This window comes from Streptomyces sp. NPDC089915 (assembly GCF_040684675.1).
Classification (GTDB): domain Bacteria; phylum Actinomycetota; class Actinomycetes; order Streptomycetales; family Streptomycetaceae; genus Streptomyces.
Map to the genome: position 1 here is coordinate 60,444 of NZ_JBFBGN010000013.1, position 25,053 is coordinate 85,496.

23 protein-coding genes, 2 tRNA genes and 1 pseudogene are annotated in these 25,053 nt (G+C 72.3%); 11 read left to right on the forward strand and 15 right to left on the reverse strand.

All coding sequences use genetic code 11. From position 1 onward, the window contains the following. Positions 1-57 precede the first annotated feature (57 nt). The gene (locus tag AB0O29_RS06700; protein ID WP_365147125.1) at positions 58-873 is read right to left on the reverse strand and encodes an SOS response-associated peptidase; all 816 of its coding nucleotides are present in this window, start codon (positions 871-873) and stop codon (positions 58-60) included. Positions 874-926: 53 nt separating this feature from the next. Between AB0O29_RS06700 and AB0O29_RS06705 the strand changes: the two genes are divergently transcribed. From AB0O29_RS06705 to AB0O29_RS06720, 4 genes are all read left to right on the forward strand, one after another. Beyond that, on the forward strand, positions 927-1,640 hold the full coding sequence (locus AB0O29_RS06705) for a M50 family metallopeptidase (RefSeq protein WP_365147128.1): 714 nt from the start codon (positions 927-929) through the stop codon (positions 1,638-1,640). A gap of 53 nt (positions 1,641-1,693) precedes the next feature. Then, on the forward strand, positions 1,694-3,046 hold the full coding sequence (aroA, locus tag AB0O29_RS06710) for a 3-phosphoshikimate 1-carboxyvinyltransferase (protein WP_365147131.1): 1,353 nt from the start codon (positions 1,694-1,696) through the stop codon (positions 3,044-3,046). A gap of 10 nt (positions 3,047-3,056) precedes the next feature. Further along, positions 3,057-4,067, forward strand: coding sequence for a ribosome small subunit-dependent GTPase A (gene rsgA / locus AB0O29_RS06715; protein WP_365147134.1), 1,011 nt, complete (start codon positions 3,057-3,059; stop codon positions 4,065-4,067). A 91-nt stretch (positions 4,068-4,158) separates the two neighbouring features. After that, the gene (locus AB0O29_RS06720) at positions 4,159-4,482 is read left to right on the forward strand and encodes a multidrug efflux SMR transporter (protein ID WP_267032767.1); all 324 of its coding nucleotides are present in this window, start codon (positions 4,159-4,161) and stop codon (positions 4,480-4,482) included. Here the strand turns inward: AB0O29_RS06720 and AB0O29_RS06725 are convergent. Then, on the reverse strand, positions 4,448-5,008 hold the full coding sequence (locus AB0O29_RS06725) for a TetR/AcrR family transcriptional regulator (protein WP_365147137.1): 561 nt from the start codon (positions 5,006-5,008) through the stop codon (positions 4,448-4,450). The genes AB0O29_RS06720 and AB0O29_RS06725 overlap by 35 nt on opposite strands. Positions 5,009-5,160: 152 nt before the next feature. Here AB0O29_RS06725 and hisN point away from each other — a divergent pair, with 152 nt between their 5' ends. After that, positions 5,161-5,967 carry a histidinol-phosphatase gene (gene hisN, locus AB0O29_RS06730; RefSeq protein ID WP_365147140.1) on the forward strand — a complete coding sequence of 269 codons (807 nt, stop codon included), beginning with the start codon at positions 5,161-5,163 and terminating at the stop codon, positions 5,965-5,967. 135 nt (positions 5,968-6,102) lie between these two features. Continuing rightward, positions 6,103-6,498: a CBS domain-containing protein gene (locus tag AB0O29_RS06735; protein ID WP_365147143.1), complete on the forward strand. Its 396-nt coding sequence runs from the start codon at positions 6,103-6,105 to the stop codon at positions 6,496-6,498. Between the two features lie 67 nt (positions 6,499-6,565). On the opposite strand, the gene AB0O29_RS06740 is transcribed toward AB0O29_RS06735, so the two are convergent. Next, positions 6,566-8,035, reverse strand: a complete 1,470-nt coding sequence (locus tag AB0O29_RS06740) for a catalase (RefSeq protein WP_365147146.1) — start codon at positions 8,033-8,035, stop codon at positions 6,566-6,568. 128 nt (positions 8,036-8,163) lie between these two features. Between AB0O29_RS06740 and AB0O29_RS06745 the strand changes: the two genes are divergently transcribed. Further along, positions 8,164-8,580: a Fur family transcriptional regulator gene (locus AB0O29_RS06745; protein WP_365147148.1), complete on the forward strand. Its 417-nt coding sequence runs from the start codon at positions 8,164-8,166 to the stop codon at positions 8,578-8,580. 126 nt (positions 8,581-8,706) lie between these two features. Here AB0O29_RS06745 and AB0O29_RS06750 read toward each other — a convergent pair. The 4 genes from AB0O29_RS06750 to AB0O29_RS06765 form a co-directional block, all read right to left on the reverse strand. Continuing rightward, positions 8,707-8,780: transfer RNA gene (locus AB0O29_RS06750), tRNA-Met, on the reverse strand. Between the two features lie 69 nt (positions 8,781-8,849). Continuing rightward, positions 8,850-10,706, reverse strand: coding sequence for a tetratricopeptide repeat protein (locus AB0O29_RS06755; RefSeq protein ID WP_365147151.1), 1,857 nt, complete (start codon positions 10,704-10,706; stop codon positions 8,850-8,852). A 215-nt stretch (positions 10,707-10,921) separates the two neighbouring features. Continuing rightward, positions 10,922-10,995: transfer RNA gene (locus AB0O29_RS06760), tRNA-Met, on the reverse strand. A 61-nt stretch (positions 10,996-11,056) separates the two neighbouring features. Beyond that, positions 11,057-13,942 (reverse strand): UPF0182 family protein, encoded by a 2,886-nt coding sequence (locus AB0O29_RS06765; RefSeq protein WP_365147197.1) that lies wholly within the window; start codon positions 13,940-13,942, stop codon positions 11,057-11,059. A gap of 126 nt (positions 13,943-14,068) precedes the next feature. On the opposite strand from AB0O29_RS06765, the gene AB0O29_RS06770 reads away from it, so the two are divergent. Next, positions 14,069-14,638, forward strand: a complete 570-nt coding sequence (locus AB0O29_RS06770) for a PPA1309 family protein (RefSeq protein ID WP_365147154.1) — start codon at positions 14,069-14,071, stop codon at positions 14,636-14,638. 49 nt (positions 14,639-14,687) lie between these two features. Here the strand turns inward: AB0O29_RS06770 and AB0O29_RS06775 are convergent, their stop codons facing one another. The 4 genes from AB0O29_RS06775 to AB0O29_RS06790 form a co-directional block, all read right to left on the reverse strand. After that, on the reverse strand, positions 14,688-15,776 hold the full coding sequence (locus tag AB0O29_RS06775) for a PDZ domain-containing protein (protein WP_365147157.1): 1,089 nt from the start codon (positions 15,774-15,776) through the stop codon (positions 14,688-14,690). Positions 15,777-15,908: 132 nt separating this feature from the next. Beyond that, positions 15,909-16,106 (reverse strand): hypothetical protein, encoded by a 198-nt coding sequence (locus AB0O29_RS06780; protein ID WP_365147160.1) that lies wholly within the window; start codon positions 16,104-16,106, stop codon positions 15,909-15,911. Between the two features lie 169 nt (positions 16,107-16,275). Further along, positions 16,276-16,737, reverse strand: a complete 462-nt coding sequence (locus AB0O29_RS06785) for a molybdenum cofactor biosynthesis protein MoaE (RefSeq protein ID WP_344164762.1) — start codon at positions 16,735-16,737, stop codon at positions 16,276-16,278. Between the two features lie 158 nt (positions 16,738-16,895). Next, positions 16,896-18,062 carry an SDR family oxidoreductase gene (locus tag AB0O29_RS06790; protein WP_365147163.1) on the reverse strand — a complete coding sequence of 389 codons (1,167 nt, stop codon included), beginning with the start codon at positions 18,060-18,062 and terminating at the stop codon, positions 16,896-16,898. Between the two features lie 192 nt (positions 18,063-18,254). On the opposite strand from AB0O29_RS06790, the gene AB0O29_RS06795 reads away from it, so the two are divergent. Together AB0O29_RS06795 and AB0O29_RS06800 are read left to right on the forward strand one after the other, a co-directional pair. Continuing rightward, the gene (locus AB0O29_RS06795) at positions 18,255-19,649 is read left to right on the forward strand and encodes a zinc-dependent metalloprotease (RefSeq protein WP_365147166.1); all 1,395 of its coding nucleotides are present in this window, start codon (positions 18,255-18,257) and stop codon (positions 19,647-19,649) included. Continuing rightward, positions 19,646-20,188 carry an NUDIX hydrolase gene (locus tag AB0O29_RS06800; RefSeq protein ID WP_365147169.1) on the forward strand — a complete coding sequence of 181 codons (543 nt, stop codon included), beginning with the start codon at positions 19,646-19,648 and terminating at the stop codon, positions 20,186-20,188. The genes AB0O29_RS06795 and AB0O29_RS06800 overlap by 4 nt, the downstream gene beginning before the upstream one ends. A 64-nt stretch (positions 20,189-20,252) precedes the next feature. Here the strand turns inward: AB0O29_RS06800 and AB0O29_RS06805 are convergent, their stop codons facing one another. The 4 genes from AB0O29_RS06805 to AB0O29_RS06820 form a co-directional block, all read right to left on the reverse strand. Beyond that, complete coding sequence (locus tag AB0O29_RS06805; RefSeq protein WP_365147172.1) at positions 20,253-21,008, reverse strand: AIM24 family protein; 756 nt, start codon at positions 21,006-21,008, stop codon at positions 20,253-20,255. 17 nt (positions 21,009-21,025) lie between these two features. After that, positions 21,026-21,706 (reverse strand): AIM24 family protein, encoded by a 681-nt coding sequence (locus AB0O29_RS06810; RefSeq protein ID WP_365147200.1) that lies wholly within the window; start codon positions 21,704-21,706, stop codon positions 21,026-21,028. 29 nt (positions 21,707-21,735) lie between these two features. Further along, complete coding sequence (locus AB0O29_RS06815) at positions 21,736-23,475, reverse strand: TerD family protein (protein ID WP_365147175.1); 1,740 nt, start codon at positions 23,473-23,475, stop codon at positions 21,736-21,738. A gap of 165 nt (positions 23,476-23,640) precedes the next feature. Then, the gene (locus AB0O29_RS06820; protein WP_365147178.1) at positions 23,641-24,180 is read right to left on the reverse strand and encodes a M48 family metallopeptidase; all 540 of its coding nucleotides are present in this window, start codon (positions 24,178-24,180) and stop codon (positions 23,641-23,643) included. 217 nt (positions 24,181-24,397) lie between these two features. Between AB0O29_RS06820 and AB0O29_RS06825 the strand changes: the two are divergent. Further along, positions 24,398-24,973: pseudogene (locus tag AB0O29_RS06825) on the forward strand (ThiF family adenylyltransferase); the annotation flags it as partial. Positions 24,974-25,053: the final 80 nt, after the last annotated feature.

Sequence of the window (25,053 nt, forward strand, 5' to 3'; positions counted from 1 at the left end):
CCCCGCGCAGGCCGGGCGAGATCCCGCGCAGGCCGGGCAGGATCCGCAAGGGACGGCCTAGAAGAGCGTGCCCTCCTCGGGGGCCTCCAGCTCGCCGAGCAGCTCCGGCCCGTTGTTGCGCACGTTGCTCACGGCGGTGGAGACCGGGTAGGCCCGCATCCGCCCGCCCGGCGGCGGGGCCAGCAGCTCCCGCAGCCCGGTCTCGTCGGTGCGGGCGGGGTCCAGCCAGGCGTCCCAGCGGTCCGGGGTGAGCATGAGCGGCATCCGGGGGTGGATGTCGGACAGCGAGCGCGGCCCCTCGGCGGGGGCCACGCCCAGCGGGGTGGTCTCGGCCTCGGCGGTGATCACCGAGCAGGTGGCCCACCAGGCCTGCGGGTGGTCGGGCGGCAGGGTGGCGTCGCGCCAGAACTCGTAGATCCCGGCCATGGCGAAGACGGAGCCGTCGGCGGGGAGCACGAAGTAGGGCTGCTTGCGGGCCCGCTTCCGCTTCCCCTCCACCTCCAGCTGCCGCTCGTCGTGGGCGGTGACCCATTCGTAGTAGCCGTCGGCGGGGACGATGCAGCGGCGCTGGGCGAAGGGGCGCCGGAAGGAGGGCTTCTCGTGGAGGGTCTCCGACCGGGCGTTGATCATCCGGGCGGCACCCTCGGGGCTCTTGGCCCAGGAGGGGACCAGCCCCCACTTCAGCGCCCGCAGCTGGCGAACCGGACGCGGGTCCCGCGCGTCTTTGAGGGGACGGTCGAGGACCACGTGGACCTCTTTCGTGGGCGCCACGTTGTAGTCGGGGGCCAGGGTCTCCTCGGGCTCCCACCGCTCGATGCCGAATATCCCCGCCAGCTCCTGTGGCGTCCGACCGGCCGCAAACCTTCCGCACATGGCTGACACACTGCCACGACGACCGCCCCCCACCGCAAGGAGTCCGCCACTCCATGGACAGCACCTCGACCGCCGGCCTCTGGGACCGGCTGACCGGTATACAGACCGCCCCGGCCTGGTGGCTGGTGGCCGCCACGGGCCTGGCCGCCCTGGCCGTCGTGGCCTGGCGGCCGCTGTGGCTGCCGGCCCGCAACGCGATCACCATCGCGCACGAGGGCGGCCACGGGCTGGTGGCCCGCCTCAGCGGCCGCAGGCTGGCGGGGATCCGGCTGCACTCGGACACCAGCGGGGTCACCGTCAGCTGGGGCAAGCCGACCGGGATCGGCATGGTCCTGACGGCGGCCGCCGGGTACACGGCTCCCTCGCTGCTGGGCCTCGGCGGGGCCGCCCTGCTGTCGGCGCACCGGATCACGCTGCTGCTGTGGGCGGCGACCGTGCTGCTGGTGCTGCTGCTGGTGCGGATCCGCAACGCGTACGGGCTGCTGACCGTGCTGCTGACGGGTGCGGCGTTCGTCCTGGTGTCCTGGCTGGCCTCGGCCCAGGTGCAGGCGGTGTTCGCGTACGCGGTGGTGTGGTTCCTGCTGGTGGGCGGGGTGCGGCCGGTCTTCGAGCTGCAGGGCAAGCGGCGCGGGGGCGGGGCCCCGGACTCCGATGCCGACCAGTTGGGGCGGCTCACCCACCTGCATCCGGTGGTCTGGCTGGTCTTCTTCCACACCGTCTCGCTGTGCTGCCTGGTGGGCGGCGGGCGCTGGCTGCTCGGCCTGTGAGACGCGGGAGCGATCAAGATCCGGGGCAGCGGGGAGCCACTAAAGTGGGGGCCATGACCGAGACCCCCGCGCTCCATCCCCTCTGGCCCGCTCCGCTCGCCGAGGGCGCCGTCCACGCCACCGTCACCGTGCCGGGGTCCAAATCGGTCACCAACCGCGCCCTCGTGCTCGCCGCCCTGGCGGCCGAGCCGGGCTGGGTGCGCCGTCCGCTGCGCTCGCGCGACTCGCAGCTGATGTCGGACGCGCTGCGCGCCCTGGGCGTCGGCATCGAGGAGACGGTCTCCTCCAGCTCCGCCGGCGCCGGCGCGGGCGGCGAGGCCTGGCGGATCATCCCCGCCGCCCTGCACGGTCCGGCCACCGTCGACGTCGGCAACGCGGGCACGGTCATGCGCTTCCTGCCGCCCGTCGCCACCCTGGCCGCCGGCGACATCCGCTTCGACGGGGACCCGCGCTCCTACGAGCGCCCGCTCGGCGAGGTCATCAACGCCCTGCGCGTCCTGGGCGCCCGGATCGACGACGACGGCCGCGGCGCGCTGCCGATGACCGTCCACGGCGGCGGCGCCCTGGAGGGCGGCACGGTCGAGATCGACGCCTCCAACTCCTCCCAGTTCGTCTCGGCGCTGCTGCTGTCCGCCCCGCGCTTCAACCAGGGCGTCGAGGTCCGGCACACCGGCGCGACCCTGCCGTCGATGCCGCACATCCGGATGACGGTGGAGATGCTGCGCGCGGCGGGCGCCCAGGTCGACACCCCCGAGTCCGGGGGCGAGAAGGACGTGTGGCGGGTCGCGCCGAGCGCGCTGCTGGGCCGCGACCTGGTCGTGGAGCCCGACCTGTCCAACGCCCAGCCCTTCCTGGCGGCCGCGCTGATCACCGGCGGCACGGTGACCATCCCGGACTGGCCGCGCCGCACCACGCAGCCCGGTGACGAGCTGCGCCGCATCTTCACCGAGATGGGCGGCTCCTGCGAGCTGACCGACGCGGGCCTGGTCTTCACCGGCAGCGGCACGATCCACGGCATCGACGTGGACCTGGGCGAGGTCGGCGAGCTCACCCCGGGCATCGCCGCCGTGGCGGCGCTGGCGGACTCCCCGTCCACCCTGCGCGGGGTGGCCCACCTGCGGCTGCACGAGACGGACCGGCTGGCCGCGCTCACCAAGGAGATCAACGAGCTCGGCGGCGACGTCACCGAGACGGCGGACGGGCTGCACATCCGCCCGCGCCCGCTGCACGGCGGGGTCTTCCACACCTACGACGACCACCGCATGGCCACCGCCGGCGCGGTGATCGGCCTGGCGGTGAAGGGCGTGGAGATCGAGAACGTGGCGACCACGGCGAAGACGCTGCCCGACTTCCCGAAGATGTGGACGGACATGCTCTCCGGAGCGGATGCGGGAGCGGGAGCGTAGGGGCCCGGTCATGCGCAGGTACGGCAAGCACACCGACGAGGACGACATCCGCCAGCGCCCGAACCCCAAGGGCAACCGGGCGCGGACGAACATCCGGCCCAAGCACGAGGACGCCTCCGAGGGCTTCGTCCTCACCGTGGACCGGGGCCGGCTGACCTGCCTGGTCGAGGACCGGACGATCCACGCGATGAAGGCCCGCGAGCTGGGCCGCAAGGCGGCGGTGGTCGGCGACCGGGTCTGGATCGTCGGTGACCTGTCCGGCAAGAAGGACACCCTCGCCCGGATCGTGCGGATCGAGGAGCGCAAATCCGTCCTGCGGCGCACCGCGGACGACGACGACCCGTACGAGCGGGTGGTCGTCGCCAACGCCGACCAGCTGGCCATCGTCACGGCCCTGGCCGACCCGGAGCCCCGGCCCCGGATGATCGACCGCTGTCTGGTGGCGGCGTACGACGCGGGGCTGGAGCCCCTGCTGGTGCTCACCAAGTCGGACCTGACCTCCGCGGACAAGATCCTGGAGGTGTACTCGACCTTCGGCCTGAACTACGTGGTGACCAACCGCGAGGAGCTGGAGACGGGCGACGCCGCCGAGCGGGTCCGCGAGCGGCTGGAGGGCCGGATCACCGCCTTCGTCGGCCACTCGGGCGTGGGCAAGACGACCCTGGTGAACTCGCTGGTCGCCGAGGGCCGCCAGCGCGCCACCGGGCACGTCAACGCGGTGACCGGCCGCGGCCGGCACACCACCACCTCGGCGCTGGCCCTGCCGCTGCCCTCCGGGGACGGCTGGGTCATCGACACGCCGGGCGTGCGCTCCTTCGGCCTGCACCACGTGGACCCCTCCCGGGTGGTGCTGGCCTTCCCGGACCTGGTGCCGGGCACCGAGGAGTGCCCGCGCGCGTGCAGCCACGACGAGCCGGACTGCGCGCTGGACAAGTGGGTGGAGGACGGTCACGCGGATCCGGCGCGGCTGTACTCGCTGCGCCGGCTGCTGGGGACGCGCGAGCGCCGCGAAGGCGACTGATCGCGCGGTGGGGTTTGCGTCACGCCTTGTCTGGTAAATGCATAATCCCACCACGTGACGCGATGTCACCTGACGCGGGGAGGCATTCGACATGGCGTGGCTGCTGGTCGTGGTCGCGGGAATCCTGGAGACCGGTTTCGCGGTCTGCCTCAAGCTGTCCCACGGGTTCACCCGGCTGTGGCCGACGGTCGCCTTCGCGTGCTTCGCGCTCGGCAGCTTCGGCCTGCTGACCCTGGCGCTCAAGAAGCTGGACGTGGGCCCGGCCTACGCGGTGTGGACGGGCATCGGGGCGGCCGGGACCGCCATCTACGGGATGGTCTTCCTCGGGGACCTGGTCTCCACCCTCAAGCTGGTCTCGATCACCCTGGTCATCCTGGGCGTCATCGGCCTCCAGCTCTCCGGCTCGGCCCACTGAGCAGCCGCAGCAGCTCCCGCTCCCCCGGCTCCTCGCCGGGGGCCACCACGTAGGACAGCGCGAGCCGCACCGCGAGCTCGCAGCGCCGCTCCGGCTCCTGCGGCAGCGCGGCGGCGGCCCGGTCGCGGACGGCCCGGGTCAGCTCCCCCGGCGCGATCGCCAGCCGGCTCCCGGCCGGGGGCGGCGCGGGCAGGGCCGGGTCCCACGCCCCGGTCAGCAGGGCCCGTACGAGCGCGTGCGCGCGGGCCGCCCGTACGGTCCACTCGGCGACCGCCGCGAGCCGCTCGCCGGCGGTGTGCCCGGGCGGCGCGGCGGCCAGCGCCCGGTCCACCCCGTCCAGGTACCACTCGGCCGCGCGGCGCACCAGGGCCCGGCCGAGGCCCTCCTTGCCGCCGAACTCGTTGTAGAGGGTCTGCCGCGAGACCCCGGCGGCGTTCGCGACCTCCACCATCCGCACGGCCGGCCAGGGGCGCGCGCACAGCGCCGCCTCCGCCGCTTCCAGCAAGGACTCCCGGGCCGCCGACATCGTCGCCTCCCCCGCCTGTCGCGCCGGCCGGCTGTCACCGGGCCTGGCTCACCCGCAAGATTTGACGGACCGCCAGATCCTGTCAAGGGCGCCTCCCGGCCGTACCGTGGACGGCGTTCGCGGGGGCGGTGCGGTCTCGATACTGTTCGGGCATGCCCACGTATGACGACGACCTGCGCCTCGCCCTCGAACTCGCCGACGCGGCGGACTCCGCCACCATGCAGCGGTTCCGGGCCCTCGACCTGAAGGTGGAGACCAAGCCGGACATGACTCCGGTGAGTGAGGCCGACCAGGCCGCCGAGGAGATCATCCGGGCCGGGATCCTGGCCGCGCGGCCGGACGACGCGATCCTCGGCGAGGAGTACGGGCTCAAGGGCGAGGGCCCGCGCCGCTGGGTCGTGGACCCGATCGACGGCACGAAGAACTACGTGCGCGGCGTGCCCGTGTGGGCGACCCTGATCTCCCTGACGGAGGAGGGCCCGGACGGGGTGTTCCGCCCGGTCGTCGGCGTGGTCTCGGCCCCGGCGCTGGGCCGCCGCTGGTGGGCCGCGCAGGGCGGGGGCGCCTTCGCGGGCGGCGCGCTGGGCGAGCCCGCGGGCCCGATCGGCGTCTCCAAGGTGGCCTCCCTGGGCGACGCCTCGTTCGCCTTCTCCTCGCTCGGCGGCTGGGAGGAGCAGGGCCGCCTGCCCGGCTTCCTGGAGCTGACCCGCGCCTGCTGGCGGACCCGGGGCTACGGGGACTTCTGGCCGTACATGATGGTCGCCGAGGGTTCCCTGGACCTGTGCGCCGAGCCGGAGCTGAACCTGTGGGACATGGCCGCCCTCGCGGTCGTCGTCCAGGAGGCGGGCGGCCGGTTCACCAGCATCGACGGCGTGGACGGGGTGCACGGCGGCAACGCGGCCGCCTCGAACGGACTGCTCCACGAGGAGATGCTGGGCTTCCTGCGCCCCTCCGCCTGATCCCGACGCGCGGGGGCGTGCGCTCAGCGCGCCCCCTTGATGACGCTGCGTGCTCGTGGGAATCTGAGACTCCCCCGCTTGTGCGCTTGTGAAGCGGTTCTCGAAGCGGGACACACCCAGGAGGTGGTTCTCTTCATGCTCGTCCGTGACGCCATGAGCACCGTGATCCTGACCCTCGGACCCGCCCACACCCTGCGTCAGGCCGCCTGCCTGATGTCGGGCCGGCGCGTCGGAGCGGCCGTCGTCCTCGACCCCGACCACAGCGGCATCGGCATCCTCACCGAGCGCGACATCCTGAACTCGATCGGCGCGGGTCATGATCCCGACCGGGAGTCGGTGGGCGCGCACACCACGAACAACGTCGTCTTCTGCACCCCCGAGGCCACCGTGGCCGAGGCCGCCGAGGCGATGGCCGTCGGCGGGTTCCGCCACCTGGTCGTCCTGGAGGACGGCGGCCCGGTGGGCATCGTCTCCGTCCGCGACGTCATCCGCTCCCAGGTGCGCACGCGGCGCACCGTAGCGGCGGCGTGAAACGGCGGCGGGCCGGAACCCCCGAGGGGGTCCCGGCCCGCCGTTCCGCTACGGCAAGCGGTCCGTACTAGCCGCGGAGGGCCTGGACCGCGGCTTCCAGCCGCTTGCCGAAGTCGGCGTCCGCCTGGCGGAAGTTGTTGATCGCGCGCTCGACGATCTCGTCACGGGAGACCTTGGCGATGAAGCCGGACAGGTTCTCGATCAGACGCGCCTTCTCGTCCTCGGAGAACAGCCGGTAGAGGTCACCCGCCTGGACGAAGTCGGTGTCCTCGGAGTGCGAGGGGGTGGCGTGGTTGCCCGTGCCGCCGGTGACGGCGGTGGACTGCCACAGCGGGCGGTCCGTCTGGAAGGGGCCGCCGAAGCTGTTGGGCTCGTAGTTCTTCGCGCCCTTGTGCCGGCCGTCGTACAGGTAGCCGTCACGCGAGTTCGTGCGCGCCTCGGTGGCGTGCGGGCGGTTCACCGGCAGGTGGTCGGCGTTGATGCCGACGCGGTAGCGGTGGGCGTCGCCGTACGCGAAGAGACGGCCCTGGAGCATCTTGTCCGGGGACGGACCGATGCCGGGGACGAAGTGCGCCGGGGAGAAGATGGACTGCTCGACCTCGGCGAAGACGTTCTCCGGGTTGCGGTTGAGCTCCAGCTTGCCGATCTCGATCGGCGGGTAGTCCTCGTGCGGCCACACCTTGGTGAGGTCGAACGGGTTGAAGCGGTACTGGGCCGCGTCGGCGTCCGGCATGATCTGGACCTGCACGGTCCAGGTCGGGAACTCGCCGCGCTCGATGGACTCGCGCAGGTCGCGCTGGTGGGAGTCCGGGTCCTCACCGGCGAGCCGGTTGGCCTCGGCCTGGGTGAGGTTCTTGATGCCCTGGTCGGTCTTGAAGTGGTACTTGACCCAGAAGACCTCGCCGGCCTCGTTGTTCCACTGGAACGTGTGCGAGCCGTAGCCGTTCATGTGGCGGTAGGACGCCGGGATGCCGCGGTCGCCGAACAGCCAGGTCACCTGGTGCGTGGACTCGGGCGACAGACCCCAGAAGTCCCAGACGTTGTCCGCCTCCTGCGAACCCGTGTACGGGTCGCGCTTCTGGGTGTGGATGAAGTCGGGGAACTTGATGGCGTCGCGTATGAAGAACACCGGCGTGTTGTTGCCGACGAGGTCGTAGTTGCCCTCTTCGGTGTAGAACTTCAGCGCCCAGCCGCGCGGGTCACGGCGGGCGTCGGCGCCGCCGAGGCTGTCCGCGACGGTGGAGAAGCGCAGGAAGGTCTCGGTCTGCTTGCCGACCTCGGAGAGGAACTTCGCCCGGGTGTACTGCGTGACGTCCGCGGTCACCGTGAAGGTGCCGTAGGCGCCGGCGCCGCGGGCGTGCACCACGCGCTCCGGGATGCGCTCGCGGTTGAAGTGCGCGAGCTTCTCCAGGAGGAGCTGGTCCTGGACGAGGACCGGCCCGCCGACCCCAGCGGTCTCACTGTTCTGGTTGTCGGCGACCGGAGCCCCGGCCTCCGTGGTGAGCGGTCCCTGCGTCACGTGCGCCTCCTGCGTCATTCCTGCAAGTCCTGTCCTTGGCGTTTGCCGTATCCGATCCTACGATGGACTTTGTCTAAGTCAAGTAAGCATCCAAGTCCACATCGGTTCGGGATCTGCACCGAATCCCCACTGTTAGGCTGGCGTGTATGAGTGACCTGCTGGAACGACTTCGCGGACGCGGCTGGCGCATGACGGCCCAGCGGCGTGTCGTGGCCGAAGTACTCGACGGTGACCACGTTCACCTGACGGCAGACGAAGTGCACGCACGCGCTGTCACCAAACTGCCCGAGATTTCTCGAGCGACGGTGTACAACACCTTGGGCGAGCTGGTCTCGCTCGGCGAGGTGCTCGAGGTCTCGACGGACCGGCGGGCCAAGCGCTACGACCCGAACGCGCACCGCCCCCACCAGCACCTGGTCTGCGCCCAGTGCGGCGCCATCCGCGACGTCCACCCGGCGGGCGACCCGCTGGCCGACCTGCCGGACGGCGAGCGCTTCGGCTTCGTGGTCTCGGCGGTCGAGGTGACCTACCGCGGGGTGTGCCCGAACTGCGCCGGCGCCTGACCGGCGGGATGTGACGGAAGGCCGGGGGCCGAGCCCCCGGCCTTCCGCGTTTACGTTCAGGTCCGTGTTTACGTTCAGGAACGACTCGAGGCCCGGATCCATGGGATCCGGGCCTCGGGCCTTCAGTAGCGGGGACAGGATTTGAACCTGCGACCTCTGGGTTATGAGCCCAGCGAGCTACCGAGCTGCTCCACCCCGCGTCGGTAAACACGACTCTACGGGAGTCCACCCGGCAGATGCAAATCAGTTAACCGGCACCCCGGCCGGCCTCATACGGAGAGCTCCTCCGCGAGCGCGTCCCGGAGCCGCGCGGCCCGCTCGGCGACCTCCGCCGGGCCGAGCTCCATGGCCCGTACGCACCACTTCTGCCCCTCCGCGAGGTCCCCGTGCCGGGCCGCGAGCAGCCCCAGGCGCAGGGCGGCCCGGCCGTGCCCGGCCACCGCCGCCCGGGTCCACCACAGGGCGGCCTCCGGCTCGTTGCCCTCGCGGGCCAGCAGCAGCCCGAGGTTGAAGGCGCCGTTGCGGGAGCCGGCCTCGGCCGCCTCCCGGTACCAGCGGGCGGCCACGGTCAGGTCGCCCCGGGCCGCGGCCAGCATCCCGACCCGCACCTGGGCCCGGCGGTGGCCCTGCTCGGCGGCCCGCTCGTACCAGTCCTCGCTCTCGCTGCGCGCGGCACCGCCGACCGGCTCGCCCAGCGCGACCGGCTCGGGCGGCGGGGCCAGCGACTCCAGCAGCGCGGCCAGCCGGAAGGCCGCCTCCGCGCTGCCGCCGCTCGCGGCGCAGCGCAGGTGGCGCTCGGCGGCGCGCTCCTCGCCGTCGCGCACGAGGGCGATCCCGACCTGGAGGGCGGCGTCGGTGTGACCGGCCGCGGCGGCCCGCTCGTACCACTTCAGGGCGGAGCGGTCCTCGTCGCGGCTGGCGAAGAGGATCCCGAGGTTGAAGGCGGCGTCCACGCTGCCCGCCTCGGCCGCCTTGGAGAACCAGGGCTCGGCCCCCGCCGCGTCCCCGGCCTGGAGCAGCATGATCGCCAGCGCGTTGGCGGCCTCGCGGTGGCCCGCGTAGGCGGCGCGGCGGTACCACTGCTCGGCCTGGGCGGTCCGCTCCTGGGCGGCGCACAGCAGGGCGAGGTTGTAGGCGCCGTTGTGGTCGCCGGCGTCCATCGCGACCCGGTACCACTTCTCGGCCGTCTCGGTCTCGCCGCGGGCCGCGTGCAGGGCGCCGAGGGCGTTCGCCGCGTTCCCGTCGCCGTCCTGCGCGGCACGGTGCCACCAGGCGGCCGCGCTGTCCTCGTCCCCGGCGTCGCGCAGCAGGAAGCCGAGCGCGCACGCGGCCCGGGCCTCGCCCTGCTTGGCCGAGCTGAGGTACCAGCGGCCGGCCTCCTTCAGCTCGCCGCGCGCCTCCAGGAGGGCGCCCAGGTGCAGGCCGGCGCGCCGGTGGCCCCGGGCGGCGGCCTGCCGGTACCACTGCTCCGCCTCGGCGGGGTCGCCCTTGCGCAGGTGCCGGGCCAGCCGGTAGGCGGCCTCGCGGTGGCCCTGTTCGGCGGCGGCCCGGAACCAGCGCTCGATGCCCTTGTCCCCGCGGTGCTCCAGCAGGTCGGCCAGGCCGTACGCGCCGAGGGCGTGGCCGGACTCGGCCGCCTGGCGCAGCCAGTACTCGGCGGCGGGCTCGTCCCCGCGCTCGCGGTAGTGGCGGCCCAGGGCGTGCGCGGCGGGGGCGGAGCCGGCGACGGCGGCGACCCGCCACCAGCCCGCGGCCTCGTCGGGGTAGCCGCGCTGGAGGAGGAGGACGCCCAGGTTGTTGGCGGCGGCACGGTCCCCCGCGCCGGTGGCGCCGCGCAGGTAGGGCTCGGCCCCGGCCAGGTCGCCGCGGCGCAGCAGCAGGGCGCCGAGCACGCTCATGGCGCCGGGGTCGCCCTTGTCGGCGGCCACCCGGTGGCGCGCCTCCAGTTCGGCGTCGGTGGCCCCGTCGGCGTCGCCGAAGGCTTCCTCCGCGAAATCCGCATCGGTCAGTGCGGTCTGCGCGTTGACAGCGGGAGCCGCCTTACCGGCCTCCGTACCCGACTCGGCCTCCGCCCTCACAAACCGCCCTGTCTCCAGCAGAGTTGACCTGTCCCCCATAAATCCCATCGTCGCATCACCTGCTACCCGCGTACACCTGGTATGTCGCAGCCAGTGAGGTCGCTACACCGTTTTGTCGACATGCCCACAGAGAGACAAGTCAAACACGCTCACGCCCCAACTCACCCGCCCCAGTGACCTCGTGTCCCCCAGCAGCTTCTTCCCGGCTTCTTCCGGGCATGACGAAGGCCCGGATCCCATGGGATCCGGGCCTTCGTTTTCAGTAGCGGGGACAGGATTTGAACCTGCGACCTCTGGGTTATGAGCCCAGCGAGCTACCGAGCTGCTCCACCCCGCGTCGGTGAAACCACAGTATCACGACGCGGGGCAGAGCCATTACCGCTTTCTAGCCGGGTCGCCTAGCCCCCCGGCTTGGGGGCCGTCAGCTTCGCCTCCGCGTCGATCGCCCGCTTCAGCGCCGCCTGGAGGTCGCCCTGGGCCTTGCCGTACGCGGTCCAGTCACCGGCCTTCATGGCCTTGTCGGCCTCCTCGACCGCCTTCTGGGCGTCGGCGAGGGCCGCCTTGACCGTCGGGTCCTGCGCGGCCGGCGGGTTGGCGGGGGTCTCGCCCGGCTTGGTCGGCGGGGTCTCCGGGGGTACCGGCACGGTCGGGGCCTCGGCTCCGAACACCACGTTCAGCGCCTTCTCCAGGGTGTCCTCGAAGGCCGTCTGGCCGCCGTAGGTCACGAGCACCTTGCGCAGCAGCGGGTACTTCAGCCCGGAGCTGCGGACGTACACCGGCTCCACGTAGAGCATGCCGCCGTCCATCGGGACCGCGAGCAGGTTGCCGTACTCGATCTCCGAGTCACCGCCGCGCAGCAGCCGGATCGACTCGGCGATCTTCGGCTCCGACTGGAACTTGCTCTGCACCTGGCCCGGGCCGTCCGGCGGCTTGCTGGTCGGCATCTTCAGGATTCGGATCTTGCCGTAGTCCGGGGTGCCCGGATCGGCGTTCACCGCCATGAAGGCGCTCAGGTTGGGCCGCTCGTTCGGCGTGAAGGTGGTCGTGAGCGAGAAGACCTGGTCCTTCTCCGGCTGGCCCGGCATCTTCATCGACAGGTAGTACGGCGGAACGGCCGTACCGGCCTTGGTCGTCGGGTCGTCCGGGACGGCCCAGGCCTCGCTGCCGCTGAGGAAGGTCTGCGGGTCCGTGACGTGGTAGCGGGTCAGGAGCTCGCGCTGGACCTTGAACAGGTCCTGCGGGTAGCGCATGTGGTCCATGAGCGGCTTGGAGATCTCGCTCTTGGGCTTCACGGTGCCCGGGAAGGCCTTCATCCAGGTCTTCAGGACCGGGTCCTGGGTGTCCCACTGGTAGAGGTCCACCGTGCCGTCGTAGGCGTCGACGGTGGCCTTCACCGAGTTGCGGATGTAGTTGACCCGGTTCTCCTGGGCCACCACGGCGCGCTGGCTGTTGGTCAGCGAGTCCGCGGTGCTCTGGCCGAGCGTGGTGCGCGAGGCGTACGGGTAGCCGTTCGTCGTCGTGTAGGCGTCGACGATCCACTTGATCCGCCCGTCGACGACGGCCGGGTACGGGGCGCCGTCGATGGTCAGCCAGGGCGCGACGGCCTCGACGCGGTCCTTGGGCGTGCGGTTGTAGAGGATCCGCGAGCCCTCGCCGATGGCCCCCGAGTAGAGGATCTGCGGCTCGCTGAAGGCGAGCGCGTACGCGGCGCGGTTGACGGGGTTGTTCAGGTTGACGCCGGAGTCGCCCTTGTAGCTCGTCTCCTTCTCGCCCTTGTCGTCCGAGTAGTCGAGCTCCTTCTGCGGTCCGCCGACGATCGAGTACTGCTTCGTCTGCTCCCCGTAGTAGATCCGCTGCTGGAAGTCCGTGCCGAACATGCCCTTGGAGGGCAGGTCGGACTGGGTGAAGTCGGGGGCGCCGTCCTTGACCGTGGTGCCCTTGGCCGCGACGACGCCGTAGCCGTGGGTGTACTTGAAGTGGTCGTTGATCCAGTTGTTCTTCGGGATGCCGCCGATGTTCAGCTCACGCAGCCCGATGACCGTGTCCTGGCCGCTGTACCGGTCGACCGCCAGCGTGGACGGGAAGCCGTAGTAGCCCTTGACCTGCTGGAGCTGCTGGAAGGCCGGCGAGACGATGTTCGGGTCGAGCAGGCGCAGGCTGGCGGTGGTGTCGGCCACCGACCGCAGCTTGGTCCGGTCGTCCGTCTGCGGGACGCCCGGGTAGTCCTTGACCTCGGCCGTGTCGATCCCGTAGGCGTCGCGCGTGGCCTTGATGTTCTTCTCGACGTACGGGGATTCCTTGGCCTGCTCGTTCGGCTGGACCTGGAACTTCTGCACGATCGCCGGGTACAGCCCGCCGATCAGGATCGCCGAGAGGACCATCAGGCCGAAGCCGATGACCGGCAGCTGCCAGGTGCGCCGCCACAGGGTGGCGAAGAACAGCACCGCGCAGATGGCGGCGATGGCGACGAGGATCGTCTTGGCCGGCAGGTAGGCGTTGGCGTCGACGTAGCGCAGGCCGGTCCAGTTGTCGGAGGCCTTGAAGTCGCTGGACTTCACGGCGAGGCCGTACCGGTCGAGCCAGTACGCGACCGCCTTGAAGGTGACGAAGAGGCCGAGGAGCACCGACAGGTGCCCGGTGGCCGCGGCGGTGGCCCGGGCGCCCGGGCTGGTCACGCGCAGTCCGCCGTACAGGTAGTGCACGACGACGGCCGCGATCACCGACAGCACGACCGCGGCGAAGCCGAAGCCGAGCAGGAAGCGGTACCAGGGCAGGTCGAACGTGTAGAAGGACACGTCGAGGTGGAACTGGGGGTCCTTCTTGCCGAAGGGCACCCCGTTCACGTACATCAGCCAGGTCTTCCACTGGCCGGCCGCCGATGCCCCCGCGATCATCCCGACGATCGCGGCGATGCCCAGGAGCAGCCACTTCTTGTACGGGGCGACGCTCATCCGGTAGCGGTCGAGGCTCTGCTGCTCCATCGACATCGCGCTGAGCGGCGGCCGCAGCCGGTACGCCAGCCACACGTTCAGCCCGACGGCGCCCGCCATCAGCAGACCGAAGACGGCGAAGAGGCCGATCTTGGTCCACAGGGTGGTGGTGAAGACCGAGGAGTACTTGACGGAGCGGAACCAGAGCCAGTCCGTCCAGAAGCCGGCGAACATGATGAACGCCATGGCCAGAACGGCCAGGACGCCCAGGGTCAGCAGAAGGGTCCGGGCACGCCGGGAGGGGCGGCCGACTCTCATCCGTGGCCCGGAGGGGCCTCCGCCGCGGTCCGGCATCTGGAAAGCCAAGGTGCGCACCTCGAATGTCGCTGGGTCTGGTCGTGGGCCCACGATCGTAGGGCCCACCCATGCAACTTACTGAGGCTTTAGTCAGTTCCCGGTATCGGGGAGAAAGGAGGCAGGATGTTGTCCATGTCCAACCTTTCGCCCTCCCCCGGCACCCCCATGGCGGCCACTCCGCTGACCCGCGCCGTCCTCGAGATCGACGAGTACGCCTCCACCCTCGGCTGGGACAAGCCGGCCCGTCTCTTCGCCCTGGTCGACACGGCCCGCCTGCGCCGCCAGGAGCCCGGCCTCGCCGGCCAGCTCGGCCTCGACAAGGACGACGCCGGCAAGGCCCAGCTCACCCCGATCGAGCAGGACGAGGTGCCGGCCGGGACCCCGCTGGACAAGTTCCTGGGAACCATCGCCTGGCCCGACGCGGTCGTCGGGTGCGCCCTGACGGTGGAGCGGCTGATGCTGCCGCCGTCCGCCGAGGCCTCCGTACCGGAGGGGCTCAGCGACAAGCAGCTGGCCAAGTGGGTCGCCGGCCACCCGGAGCGGCAGGAGGTGCGCCTGACGGTGGGCGTCCTGCGCGACGGTTCGCGGGAGTCCGCCGTACGGCTGCGGGACAAGGACTCCTCCAGCGAGGTGCTGACCGGCGCCGGCCTGGTGCCGGGGCTGGCCGAGGCGCTGTCGGCCACCTTCGCCTGAGCCGCCTGCCCCCGGAACCGGCGCCGGGGACCCGGCCGGAACCGCCCGCTCAGGACTTCGTGCAGCGCGGCAGGCCGGCCGTGTCCCCCTTGCTGATCTTCTGCAGGGCCTTGGTGGCGTCGTCGATGGTGGAGACCTTCACCAGGGTGAGGCCGTCGGGGACCTGCGCGGCGGCGGAGGCGCAGTTCTCGGCCGGGGTCAGGAAGTACTCGGCCCCGGCCTGACGGGCGCCGATGGTCTTCATCTGGATGCCGCCGATCGGACCGACCTTGCCCGTGTCGTCGATGGTGCCGGTGCCGGCGATGAACTTGCCGCCGGTCAGGTCCTCGGGGGTGAGCTTGTCGACGATGCCCAGCGCGAACATCAGGCCGGCGCTGGGGCCGCCGACGTCGGCGAGCTTGATGTCGATCGGGAACGGGAAGGTGTGGTCGGTCCCGGCCCGGATGCCGACGACGGCGTGGCCGTCGTCCGGCGCCTTGCCCGCGGTGACGGTGACCTTGGTGGTCTCGGTGGGCTCGCGGTTGGCCTTCTCGGCCTCGGCCGCGGCGGCGGCGGGCACGACGGTGAACTCGACGGGCTCGCCCGGCTTGTGCTTGGTGACGAGCTTGGCCACGTCGCCGGGCGCGGTGACGGGGCTGCCGTCGACCTCCTTGACGACGTCACCGGCGTGCAGCCTGCCCTCGGAGGGGCTGCCCTTGACCACGGTGGCGACGACGACGCGGGCGGTGACCGGGATGCCGAGCTGCTTGAGGGCGGCCACCTTGGCGCTCTCCTGCGACTGGCTGAACTCCTCGGCGTTCTCCTGCGTGGACTCCTTGTCCGTCTTCCCGTCCGGGTAGAGGTTCTCGTGCGGGACGACGATGTTGTCGTCCGCGAGCCAGCCGTACACGGCCTCGAGCAGGTTCATGTCGTAGTCGGCGCCGGTGACGCGGACCGTGGTCATGTTGAGGTGACCGGTGGTCGGGTACGTCTTGTGGCCCGAGATGTTCAGGACCGGCTCGCCGTGCGATTCGCCCAGGGTGTTCACGGTGGGTCCGGGGCTCATCTCGGAGTACGGGACCTTGAGGAACACCCCCGCGCAGAGCAGCGCGAACAGCACGAGGGAGGAGGCGAGCATCGTCGCTGTACGGCGTGGCATGGATCGACAGTACGGGACGGTCCGGGCGCGCGACCCGTGGGGCCGGTCCGTACGGGGGGCCGCGGGCGGAACTCTCAGGCGATTCTCAGCGGGGGGCCTTCGGGCCCGCTCACCGCGGACTCCCGGGACGCGTCAGACGGCGTCGGAACCGGAATGCGCCTTCTCCTTGTGACCGGCCCGCTCGGCCTTGTCCATGGCCTCGCGGAACCTCGCGTAGCCGGCGAGCTCGGATATGTCCCCCTGGGTTCGGTCGCGCGCTGCCCAGCTGCCCCATATCGCCGCCCCGATCGCGGCGAACAGCGGAATCAGCAACCACGCCAGTGACGCCATGGACGTGCCTCCCTGCCCCGAAAGTACGAGTGTCGTCGGTGGCTTCAACGCTCGTGCCCGTAGGGGGGTTACGCAAATCGAGGGCGTGTTGCGCGGCCGAACGGGTGTGAGGCTACTCCCGCCCGGCCGCGCCTGCGCGACCGGGGGGCCGCGGTGTGCTCGGGCGGGGTCAGCAGGCGCCGACCCACTCCTCCGTGCCGTCCGAGAAGGTCTGGTGCTTCCAGATCGGGACCTCGTGCTTGAGGTCGTCGATCAGCATCCGGCAGGCCTCGAAGGCCTCGCCGCGGTGCGGGCAGGAGACGGCCACGATCACGGCCAGGTCGCCCACGGCCAGGTCGCCGACGCGGTGGACGGCCGCCAGGGCGCGGACCGGGTACTTCTCCACGACGCGCTCGGCGATGCGGCGCATCTCGGCCTGGGCCGTCGGGTGGCAGGAGTAGCCGAGGGAGTCGACGTCGGCCCCGCCGTCGTGGTTGCGCACCGTGCCGACGAAGAGGGTGGTGCCTCCCGTCGCGTCGTCGCCGACGGCCTGGAAGACCTCGTCGAGCGAGAGCGGGGTCTCACGGATCTCGAGCAGCCGGATCGGGTCCTGGGCGGCCTGCTCGCCGGGGTGGTCGAAGTGCGGTGCCATGTCATCCATCGTGCCCTAGCGGCTGACGTGGCGGAATAGCCGGATCGCCCGTGCCGTGACCGGCCGGTTGGGAGTCTCCTACAGGGGGCCCGTGCTCCGGCCGGGCCCGGAGCGGTGTCCGGGCCCGTGGGGGCCGGCGGGGCGGGCGCGGCGGCCGGTCAGAGGCCGCGGCGCCGGCGGGCCCGGCGGACGGCCGCGGCGGCGCCCAGCAGGGCCACCGTCGCACCGGCGGCGCCGGCGGCCGTGGCGGCGTCCTTGCGGCCCAGGCGGCGGCCCGCGACGGTGTGCCGGCCGGACACCTCCTGGAGCAGCTCGGCGAGCACCTCCTCGTTGGTCCAGCGGGGCCGCCAGCCCGCCGCGTGCAGCCCGCTGACGCTGACCACCCAGGGGTGCATCGTGTACGCGAGGTCCCCGGCCGGGGACGGGGTCAGCCCGATCCGGTGCAGCCGGGCCGCGGCGCCCAGGGCGACCGCCGAGGGCAGCTCCATGCGGCGGATGCCGCTGAGCTCCTCGACCTCCTCCTGTTCCAGCCAGCCCTCGCAGCCGACGGCCAGTTCGCCCTCGACCTTCTCCAGCGCGGCGTACTCCAGGGCGCTGACCAGGTCCTCGACGTGGCAGAACTGCCAGGTGGGCCGGGATCCCGCGACGACGAGCAGGCGCGGGGACTCGAAGTAGCGGGTCAGGGCGGTGTCCGTGCCGCCGACCAGCACGGCCGGGCGGAGCACGGTCACGTTGAGGCCGGGGTGGGCGCGGGGCGCCCGGCGGCCCAGGCGCTCGATCTCCAGCAGGTCGCCGACGCCGGTCGCCTCGGCGGTGGCGCGCAGCTCGGAGTCCTCGGAGAGCGGGATGTCGTTGTCGGGCAGGGCCCCGTAGACCATGGCGGAGGTGCAGAGCACGACCCGGTGCACCCCGGCCGCCGCGGCGGCGGTCAGCACGGTCTGGGTCCCGCGTACGTTGTACGCGGTACGGGCCGCGGGGTCGGTCTCCAGGTCCAGGTCGAGCGCGAGGTGCACGACCACGTCGGCCCCGCGCAGCCGCTCGGCGATGGCGGGGTCGCGTACGTCCAGGACGTGCCACTGGGCGTCGGCGCAGTCCCCGCGCCGCTCGTCGATGGCGATGACCTGCTTGACCTCGTCGGATGCGGCGAGGCGGGCCACGAGGGCGGCGCCGACGCCGGAGGCCGCTCCGGTGACCGCGATCACGGGGCTGTGCCGGCGGGGGGCGGCCTCGTTTCGCGCCTGGCGAACGCCGGGGGCGCTGTCGCCGTGCTCAGGGCGGTTTTCGGCGTCGTGCGGCGCGCGAGCCTGCGGATCTGGGGAACTCACCGGGCGTCTCCAGCGGTTGTCTTCAGTGGGGGCGCGCCGTGACGCGTACCCACCAGGTGATGTCCATCCTGCCGCAGCCCAGGAGTCGGCGGAGCACCGAGCCCGGAAGCGGGAGTGGTGTCTACGCTGGGTGGTGTTGTCGGACCATTGCCCGTCGGCGTCCGCCGGCGGCCCTACGAGCCGAGGAAACCCGTGAGCGACACCCCATTCGGATTCGGCCTTCCGCCGGAGGAGCCGGAGGACGGCGACAAGGGCAAGAAGGGGGGCCAGGGCGGCCCCGCGAATCCGTTCGGGTTCGGCCCGGGCGGTCTCCCCGGCGGCCTTCCCGGCGGCGCGGACAATCCGTTCGCCGCGATGTTCGGTTCGATGAACCCGAACGACCTGGGCGCCGCCTTCCAGCAGCTGGGCCAGATGCTCAGCTACGAGGGCGGTCCCGTGAACTGGGACATGGCCAAGGACATCGCCCGCCAGACCGTCGCCCAGGGCACGGCGGACGGCGTGAAGGACGCCAGCGTCGGCCTCGCCGAGAAGTCGGCGGTCGAGGAGGCGGTGCGCCTGGCCGACCTGTGGCTGGACGGTGTGACCTCCCTGCCGTCGGGCGCCAACGCGGCCGTCGCGTGGAGCCGCGCCGAGTGGGTCGAGGCGACCCTCCCGGTGTGGAAGGAGCTGGTGGACCCGGTCGCCGAGCGCGTCGGGGCGGCCATGGGCGGTGTGCTGCCCGAGGAGATGCAGGCCATGGCGGGCCCGCTGCTCGGCATGATGCGCTCCATGGGCGGGGCCATGTTCGGCCAGCAGATCGGCCAGGCCGTGGGCACCCTCGCGGGCGAGGTCGTCGGCTCCACGGACATCGGGCTGCCGCTGGGCCCGGCCGGGCGGGCGGCGCTGCTGCCGTTGAACATCGAGAGCTTCGGCAAGGACCTGGGCGTCCCCTCGGACGAGGTGCGCCTGTACCTGGCCCTGCGCGAGGCGGCGCACGCCCGTCTCTTCGCGCACGTGCCGTGGCTGCGCTCGCACCTGTTCGGCGCGGTCGAGGGTTACGCGCGCGGTATCAAGGTGGACACCTCGAAGCTGGAGGACGTGGTCGGGCAGCTCGACCCGTCGAACCCGGAGCAGCTCCAGGAGGCTCTCCAGGGCGGCATGTTCCAGCCGCAGGACACCCCGGAGCAGAAGGCCGCGCTGGCCCGCCTGGAGACGGCGCTCGCGCTGGTCGAGGGCTGGGTGGACGCCGTGGTCCACGAGGCGGCCAAGCCCCGCCTGACCTCGGCCGACGCGATGCGCGAGACGATGCGCCGGCGGCGCGCCTCGGGCGGTCCGGCGGAGCAGACCTTCGCGACGCTGATCGGGCTGGAGCTGCGGCCGCGCCGGCTGCGCGACGCCTCGCGGCTGTGGGCCTCGCTCACGGACGCGCGCGGGGTGGACGGCCGCGACGGGCTGTGGGAGCACCCGGACATGCTGCCGACGGCCTCCGACCTGGACGACCCGGACGGGTTCGTGCACCGGGAGCAGCTGGACTTCTCGGAGATCGACAAGATGCTCGGCGAGGCCGCCGAGAAGCGCGACCAGGGCGAGGGTGACGAGAAGAAGTGAGCCTGCACGAAGACGCCGTCCTGGTCCTGAAGGGCTACGAGGGCCGGGACGAGCAGCAGCGCGCCCTGCGGGACGTGTACCTGGAGCACCTGGCGGAGCACCCGGACGGGATGTACAAGCCCTGCGGGGCCGGGCATGTGACGGGCAGCGCGCTGGTGATCGACCCGGCGGGCGGCCGCGTCCTGCTGACCCTGCACAAGAAGCTCGGCCTGTGGCTCCAGATGGGCGGGCACTGCGAGCCCGGTGACGCCACGCTGGCGGACGCGGCGATGCGCGAGGCCGTAGAGGAGTCGGGCATCGCCTCCGGGCTGACCCTGCTGGAGGGCGGGCCCGTGCGGCTGGACCGGCACCCGATCCCGGCGCCGTGCAACTGGCACCTGGACGTGCAGTACGCGGCGCTGGCTCCGGCCGGTGTGGAGGCGGAGATCAGCGACGAGTCGCTGGACCTGCGCTGGTTCCCGTACGCGGAGGTCCCCTCGGTGGCCGACACCTCGGTGGTGCGGCTGATGGAGGCGACCCTGGAGCGGCTGGGCGCGTGACGTGAGGAAGGGGCGGATCCCGTGGGGTCCGCCCCTTCCTCGTGCCGGTCGGCGTGCGCGGCCGTCAGTTCCAGGCGTTGTTCTGGTTCTGGGCGTGCGCGCCGTGCTGGCCCATGCCGTACTGGGCGGCGAGGCCCTGGCCGAGCTGGGCGTTCTGCGGGGGCAGCACCTCGCTGGGCTGCACCAGGGCGAAGCCGGTGCCGAGGAAGCTGAGCTCCCAGCCCTCGCCGGTGTTGCCGCGGCGCCGCCAGACGCCGCTGGAGTGCGTCTGGGCCTGCATCTGGACGCGCAGCGAGGTGGACCAGGCGACGATGGCGTCGGCGTCGACGTTGACGTACTTGTCCGGGGTGACCTGCATCATCAGCGGCTGTCCGGAGGTCATCAGGGCGACCTTGCCGCGGCCGGTGATGTTGAGCTGGTACTTGCCGGAGCCGGAGATCCCGTACTGGCTGTCCACCGCGATGACCTCGGTGTGCAGGGTGGAGTCCATGGCCAGGACGTAGCCGCTGTCGACGGTCAGGCCCTCGTGGTCGACGTCGACGACGTGGACGTGCTGGGCGAGGTTGGCGAAGTAGACGGTGCCCTGCCCGGAGCAGCGCATCAGGTCGAGGCCCTCGCCGGTGCGCAGGCGGGCGCCGCGCTGGTTGCCGCTCTGGTACTCGCCGTCGAAGTCGACGATGCCCTGGTAGGCGACCATCGAGCCCTTGCGGGCGAGGACGTCGTCGGAGCCGTTCAGGGTGACCCGCAGCAGCTGCGGGTTCTGGACGGCGTACCGCTCCTGGGACTGCTGCTCGGCGTGGCCGAAAAGTGAGCTCTGCATGGTGTGTCCGCTCCCCCTCAGCCCCGGGTCCGGAGCCGGTCGGTGCTGTCCTCGCTGGGCTGTACGACGACGATGCCCTGGCCGGAGAAGGCCATCTGGTAGGCCTCCCCGCTGCCCCGGCCGATCAGCGACGAGGCCTTGAAGCTGCTCTTGCCCTTGACCTTGAGGTTCGGGGACCAGGCGACGAGCGCGTCGGGGTCGACGAACGTCTCGTCGTCGCCGCGCCCGCAGTCGACCACGATCGGGGTGCCGCGCGAGGTGATGGCGACCCAGCCCGTGCCGGAGACCTGCACGTTGAACAGGCCCTGGCCGGCGAACTTGGCCATGCCCTTGACGCGTTCCACGCCCCACTGGAGGTGGGCGTCGAAGGCGAGCAGGTTGGTGCCGTTGACGGAGAGGGCGTCGTTGTTGAGGTTGATGCAGACGACGTTCGCGCCGTAGTCGGCGAGGTAGAGCAGGCCGTCGCCGGTGCATTTCATGAGCGGGGCGCCCTCGCCCGTGAGCCACTGGGAGGCCATCTGGCGCACGGCCGGCGGGTTGGGCTCGTACTGGACGAAGCCCTCGTAGGCGACCATCGATCCGGTGCGGGCGAAGAGGTCCTGGCCGCTCTGCATGGCGACCTTGAGCATGGCGGACCCGTGGTTCTCCATGCGGGCCGTGACGGGGGTCGGGGCGTAGCCCGCGAGCTGCTGGTTCATCGGGTTCATGGCATTCATGTGGGGCTCCCTCAGACCTCGTACGGCTGGACGACGATGAAGTTGCCGGGGGCGCCGCGGAACTGGAGGTTCACGGTCTCCCCGCTGTGGCCCGGGTAGGCGTTGCGGCGCAGCCGGACCTGGCTGGAAACGATCACCTGGGAGGCCGCCGACCAGGCCACGATGGCGTTGCTGTCGGCGAAGGTGGTCGGGGTGACGGGCAGGACGACGGGGGTGCCGTGCGTCTTGACGACGACGGTGCCGGTGCCCTGGAAGAGCATGGTGAACAGGGCTCCGCCGGGGATGCCGTGGCCCTCGATGCGGCGGACCTCGTGCTGGAGGGACTCGTCGAAGGCGAGGACGTTCTCGGAGTTGACGCAGATGCCGTCGCCCTGGAGCTCGATGGCGTGCAGGTGGGCGCCGTTCTCCGCGAGGAAGAGCTGGCCGCGGCCGGTGCAGCGCATCAGCTGCATCTCCTGGCCGGTGGCGTTGCCGACGATGCGGCCGGCGAAGCCCGCGCCCTTGTAGCTGAAGTCGACCTTGCCCTGGTAGAGGACCATGCTGCCCTGGCGGGCGAGCACGGGCTGGCCGCCGCCGGCGGCGAGGTCGACCCGCATGAGCTGGTGGTTCTGCGCGGTCCAGCGGGCGCCCGTGGGGGCCTCCTTGTACAGCTGGAGCGCGGAGGCGAGGCCCGGTCCGGCCTGCGGGGCCGCCTGGCCGTAGGGGGCCGGGGGCTGCTGGCCGCCGTACGGGGGCTGCTGGCCGTACTGCGGCTGCTGGCCGTAGGGGGCCTGCTGGCCGTACGGGGGCTGGCCGGGCTGGGCGTAGCCCTGCTGCTGGGGCGGGACCTGGCCGCCGTAGGAGGGCTGGGGCGGCTGGCCGTAGGGCGCGGGGGCCGGTCCCGGGGGCGGGACCTGGCCGCCGTACGAGTGCTGCTGCGGGCGGCCGCCGTGCGAGGGCGGGCCGGGCTGCTGCGGCGGGTGGGGCGGCTGGCCGTAGGGGGTCGCGGGGGCGGGCGGGACCAGCGGGCCGACCATGGTCGGGGCCGAGTGCACCGGGGCCTGGGGCTGCTGCTGGGGCTGGTGGGGCTGCTGCGGCGCGGCGTACGGCGCGGGCGCGGGCGGCTGCTGCTGCGCCGGCGCGCTGTAGGACGGGGCCGGGGCAGCGGCCTGGGCCGGCGGGGCGAACGACGGGGCGGCGGCCTGCGGCTGGGCCGGGACCGGGGCCTGCTGCTGCGGCTCCTCCTCGGCGACCTCGCCGCCGAAGTTCTCCAGCAGCGCGGCGAGCCCGCCGTCGAAGCCCTGGCCGACGGCGGCGAAGCGCCAGACGTCCTTGCGGTAGAAGTCGCCGATCATCAGGGCGCGCTCGGTGCTGAACTCGGAGCCCGTGAACGAGTAGCGCACGACCTCCTCGCCGCCGGCCACGATCCGGATGTAGCCGGGACCGATCTGCGACATCTGTCCGTCGCCGTCGAGGCTGGCGGTGAAGGACAGCTTGTGGATCGCGGCGGGCACGTGGTCGAGGGTCACCCGGAAGGAATCGGTGTCCCCGGCCTGCGCGCCGAGCTGCTGGACGGACTCCTCGGGCGACTTCGGCTGGTTGTAGAAGACGAAGTAGCGGTCGTCCGACAGCCGCTCGTCGGCGTCGAGGCCGAAGCAGCTGATGTCGAAGGTGAGTCCGGGTCCGGCGATCTGGACGCCCACGTACAGATCGGTACCCGCCGTCAGGTCACTGATCCTGGCCTTGTGGCCGCGTTGGAATTCCCTGGCCATACGTCCGACCGTCCCCCGTCCCGAGTGTGAGTGCGCGGCTGCTCGCCTGCCTGATCGTGTCCGCCGGACGTGTCCCGCGGTCGTGTGCCGCTCAGGCTAACGGCTCCGGCCGACATCCGGGCAAGCCGGTACCGAGCCGGTACAAACCGCGTCCGGCGCGGAGGGTCATTCCTCGCGGGCGGCCGGAATGGTCGGCAGCCGCTCCGCCGCGACCACCCCTTCGAGGAAGCCGCGGGCCCGCTCGGTCTTCGGGTAGGCCTCCAGCAGCTCCCAGAACCGGGGGCCGTGGCCCGGCACGAGGAGGTGCGCCAGCTCGTGCAGGAGCACGTAGTCGACGACGTACTCCGGCATCCCCTGGAGCCGGTGGGAGAGCCGGATGCTGCCTTCGGCCGGGGTGCAGGAGCCCCAGCGGGTGTTCTGGTTGGTGACCCAGCGGACCGAGCGCGGGCGGGGCCGGCCGCCGAAGTACTGCTCGGACAAACGCACGGCGCGTTCGGTGAGTTCCGTGTCGCCGAGGGTGCGCCTGCTCTCCTGGGCGGCGAGCTTGTCCAGCATGACGCCCACCCAGCGCCGTTCCTCCGCCTCGGACATGCGGGCGGGGATCAGGACGACCGTCCGGTCGCCCTCGCGGTAGGCGGAGACGGTCCTGCGGCGGCGCGCGCTCCGGCGTACTTCGACGGCGTGCTGGGGTGGGTCGGCGGACACGCCTCGACGGTACCCGCTCGCCGCGGCGGAAGTCGCGCACGTCCGCGCTTCGAACAGGATCCCCGCGCCGCCCCACCGGAATCACCCCTTTCGTTCATCTCATATGCCTAATACCCCTTGCCTGTGGACAAACCTCCGCGCCCGGGGCGGCGGGCGGGCATCGTGACGGAGGAGGCCGCGGACGGCGGCGGACGGTACGGCACAGGAGGAGGAGGCGATGTATCCGAAGGTGAAGCCCGCGCTGGCACGGGCCTGGCGGGATCTGGAGACGGTGCAGTTCGGGGTGACCCCGGCGCACGCGGTGGTGCTCGGCCCGGTGGACACGGCCACCGGCTCGCTCATCGACCGGATCGACGGGACGCGCGGCATGGAGCTGCTGCGCGCCGAGGCCCGGGGCATGGGGCTGCCGGAAGGACGGGCCGACGGACTGGTCCGCCGGCTCGCGGAGGCCGGGCTGCTCGACGACGCCACGGCGGGAGGGCCCTGCGCCCAGGCCGTGCGCGGCCGGCCGGAGGTGCTGGAGCGGCTGCGGCCCGACCGGGGTTCGCTCTCGCTGGTGCACCCGGAGCCCGGGGGCGACTTACGGGGCGTCGCGGCCCGCCGGGCGATACGGGTCCGGGTGCGTGGGAGCGGCCGGGTGGGGGCGGTGATCGCCGCCGTGCTGGCGGGGGCCGGGGTGGGCCGGGTCGAGGTGCTCGACGGGGGCCGGGTGGAGCCGGCCGATGTGGCGCCGGGCGGGCTGGGCCCGGGGAGCGTGGGCCGGCTGCGGGCCGAGGCGGCGCGGGCTCTCGTCCGACTCTACCTCCGGCAAGAAACACACGACGCTGCACCTAAATGCATTTCGGGGAGAACCAGCTATCACGGAGTTTGATT

Bases quoted from the DNA above. Each gene is read 5' to 3' on its own strand.
- AB0O29_RS06700 (WP_365147125.1), bottom strand. From the start codon at position 873: ATGTGCGGAAGGTTTGCGGCCGGTCGGACGCCACAGGAGCTGGCGGGG.
- AB0O29_RS06705 (WP_365147128.1), top strand. From the start codon at position 927: ATGGACAGCACCTCGACCGCCGGCCTCTGGGACCGGCTGACCGGTATA.
- aroA (WP_365147131.1), top strand. From the start codon at position 1,694: ATGACCGAGACCCCCGCGCTCCATCCCCTCTGGCCCGCTCCGCTCGCC.
- rsgA (WP_365147134.1), top strand. From the start codon at position 3,057: ATGCGCAGGTACGGCAAGCACACCGACGAGGACGACATCCGCCAGCGC.
- AB0O29_RS06720 (WP_267032767.1), top strand. From the start codon at position 4,159: ATGGCGTGGCTGCTGGTCGTGGTCGCGGGAATCCTGGAGACCGGTTTC.
- AB0O29_RS06725 (WP_365147137.1), bottom strand. From the start codon at position 5,008: ATGTCGGCGGCCCGGGAGTCCTTGCTGGAAGCGGCGGAGGCGGCGCTG.
- hisN (WP_365147140.1), top strand. From the start codon at position 5,161: ATGCCCACGTATGACGACGACCTGCGCCTCGCCCTCGAACTCGCCGAC.
- AB0O29_RS06735 (WP_365147143.1), top strand. From the start codon at position 6,103: ATGCTCGTCCGTGACGCCATGAGCACCGTGATCCTGACCCTCGGACCC.
- AB0O29_RS06740 (WP_365147146.1), bottom strand. From the start codon at position 8,035: ATGACGCAGGAGGCGCACGTGACGCAGGGACCGCTCACCACGGAGGCC.
- AB0O29_RS06745 (WP_365147148.1), top strand. From the start codon at position 8,164: ATGAGTGACCTGCTGGAACGACTTCGCGGACGCGGCTGGCGCATGACG.
- AB0O29_RS06755 (WP_365147151.1), bottom strand. From the start codon at position 10,706: ATGGGATTTATGGGGGACAGGTCAACTCTGCTGGAGACAGGGCGGTTT.
- AB0O29_RS06765 (WP_365147197.1), bottom strand. From the start codon at position 13,942: ATGCCGGACCGCGGCGGAGGCCCCTCCGGGCCACGGATGAGAGTCGGC.
- AB0O29_RS06770 (WP_365147154.1), top strand. From the start codon at position 14,069: ATGTTGTCCATGTCCAACCTTTCGCCCTCCCCCGGCACCCCCATGGCG.
- AB0O29_RS06775 (WP_365147157.1), bottom strand. From the start codon at position 15,776: ATGCCACGCCGTACAGCGACGATGCTCGCCTCCTCCCTCGTGCTGTTC.
- AB0O29_RS06780 (WP_365147160.1), bottom strand. From the start codon at position 16,106: ATGGCGTCACTGGCGTGGTTGCTGATTCCGCTGTTCGCCGCGATCGGG.
- AB0O29_RS06785 (WP_344164762.1), bottom strand. From the start codon at position 16,737: ATGGCACCGCACTTCGACCACCCCGGCGAGCAGGCCGCCCAGGACCCG.
- AB0O29_RS06805 (WP_365147172.1), bottom strand. From the start codon at position 21,008: ATGCAGAGCTCACTTTTCGGCCACGCCGAGCAGCAGTCCCAGGAGCGG.
- AB0O29_RS06810 (WP_365147200.1), bottom strand. From the start codon at position 21,706: ATGAACCAGCAGCTCGCGGGCTACGCCCCGACCCCCGTCACGGCCCGC.
- AB0O29_RS06815 (WP_365147175.1), bottom strand. From the start codon at position 23,475: ATGGCCAGGGAATTCCAACGCGGCCACAAGGCCAGGATCAGTGACCTG.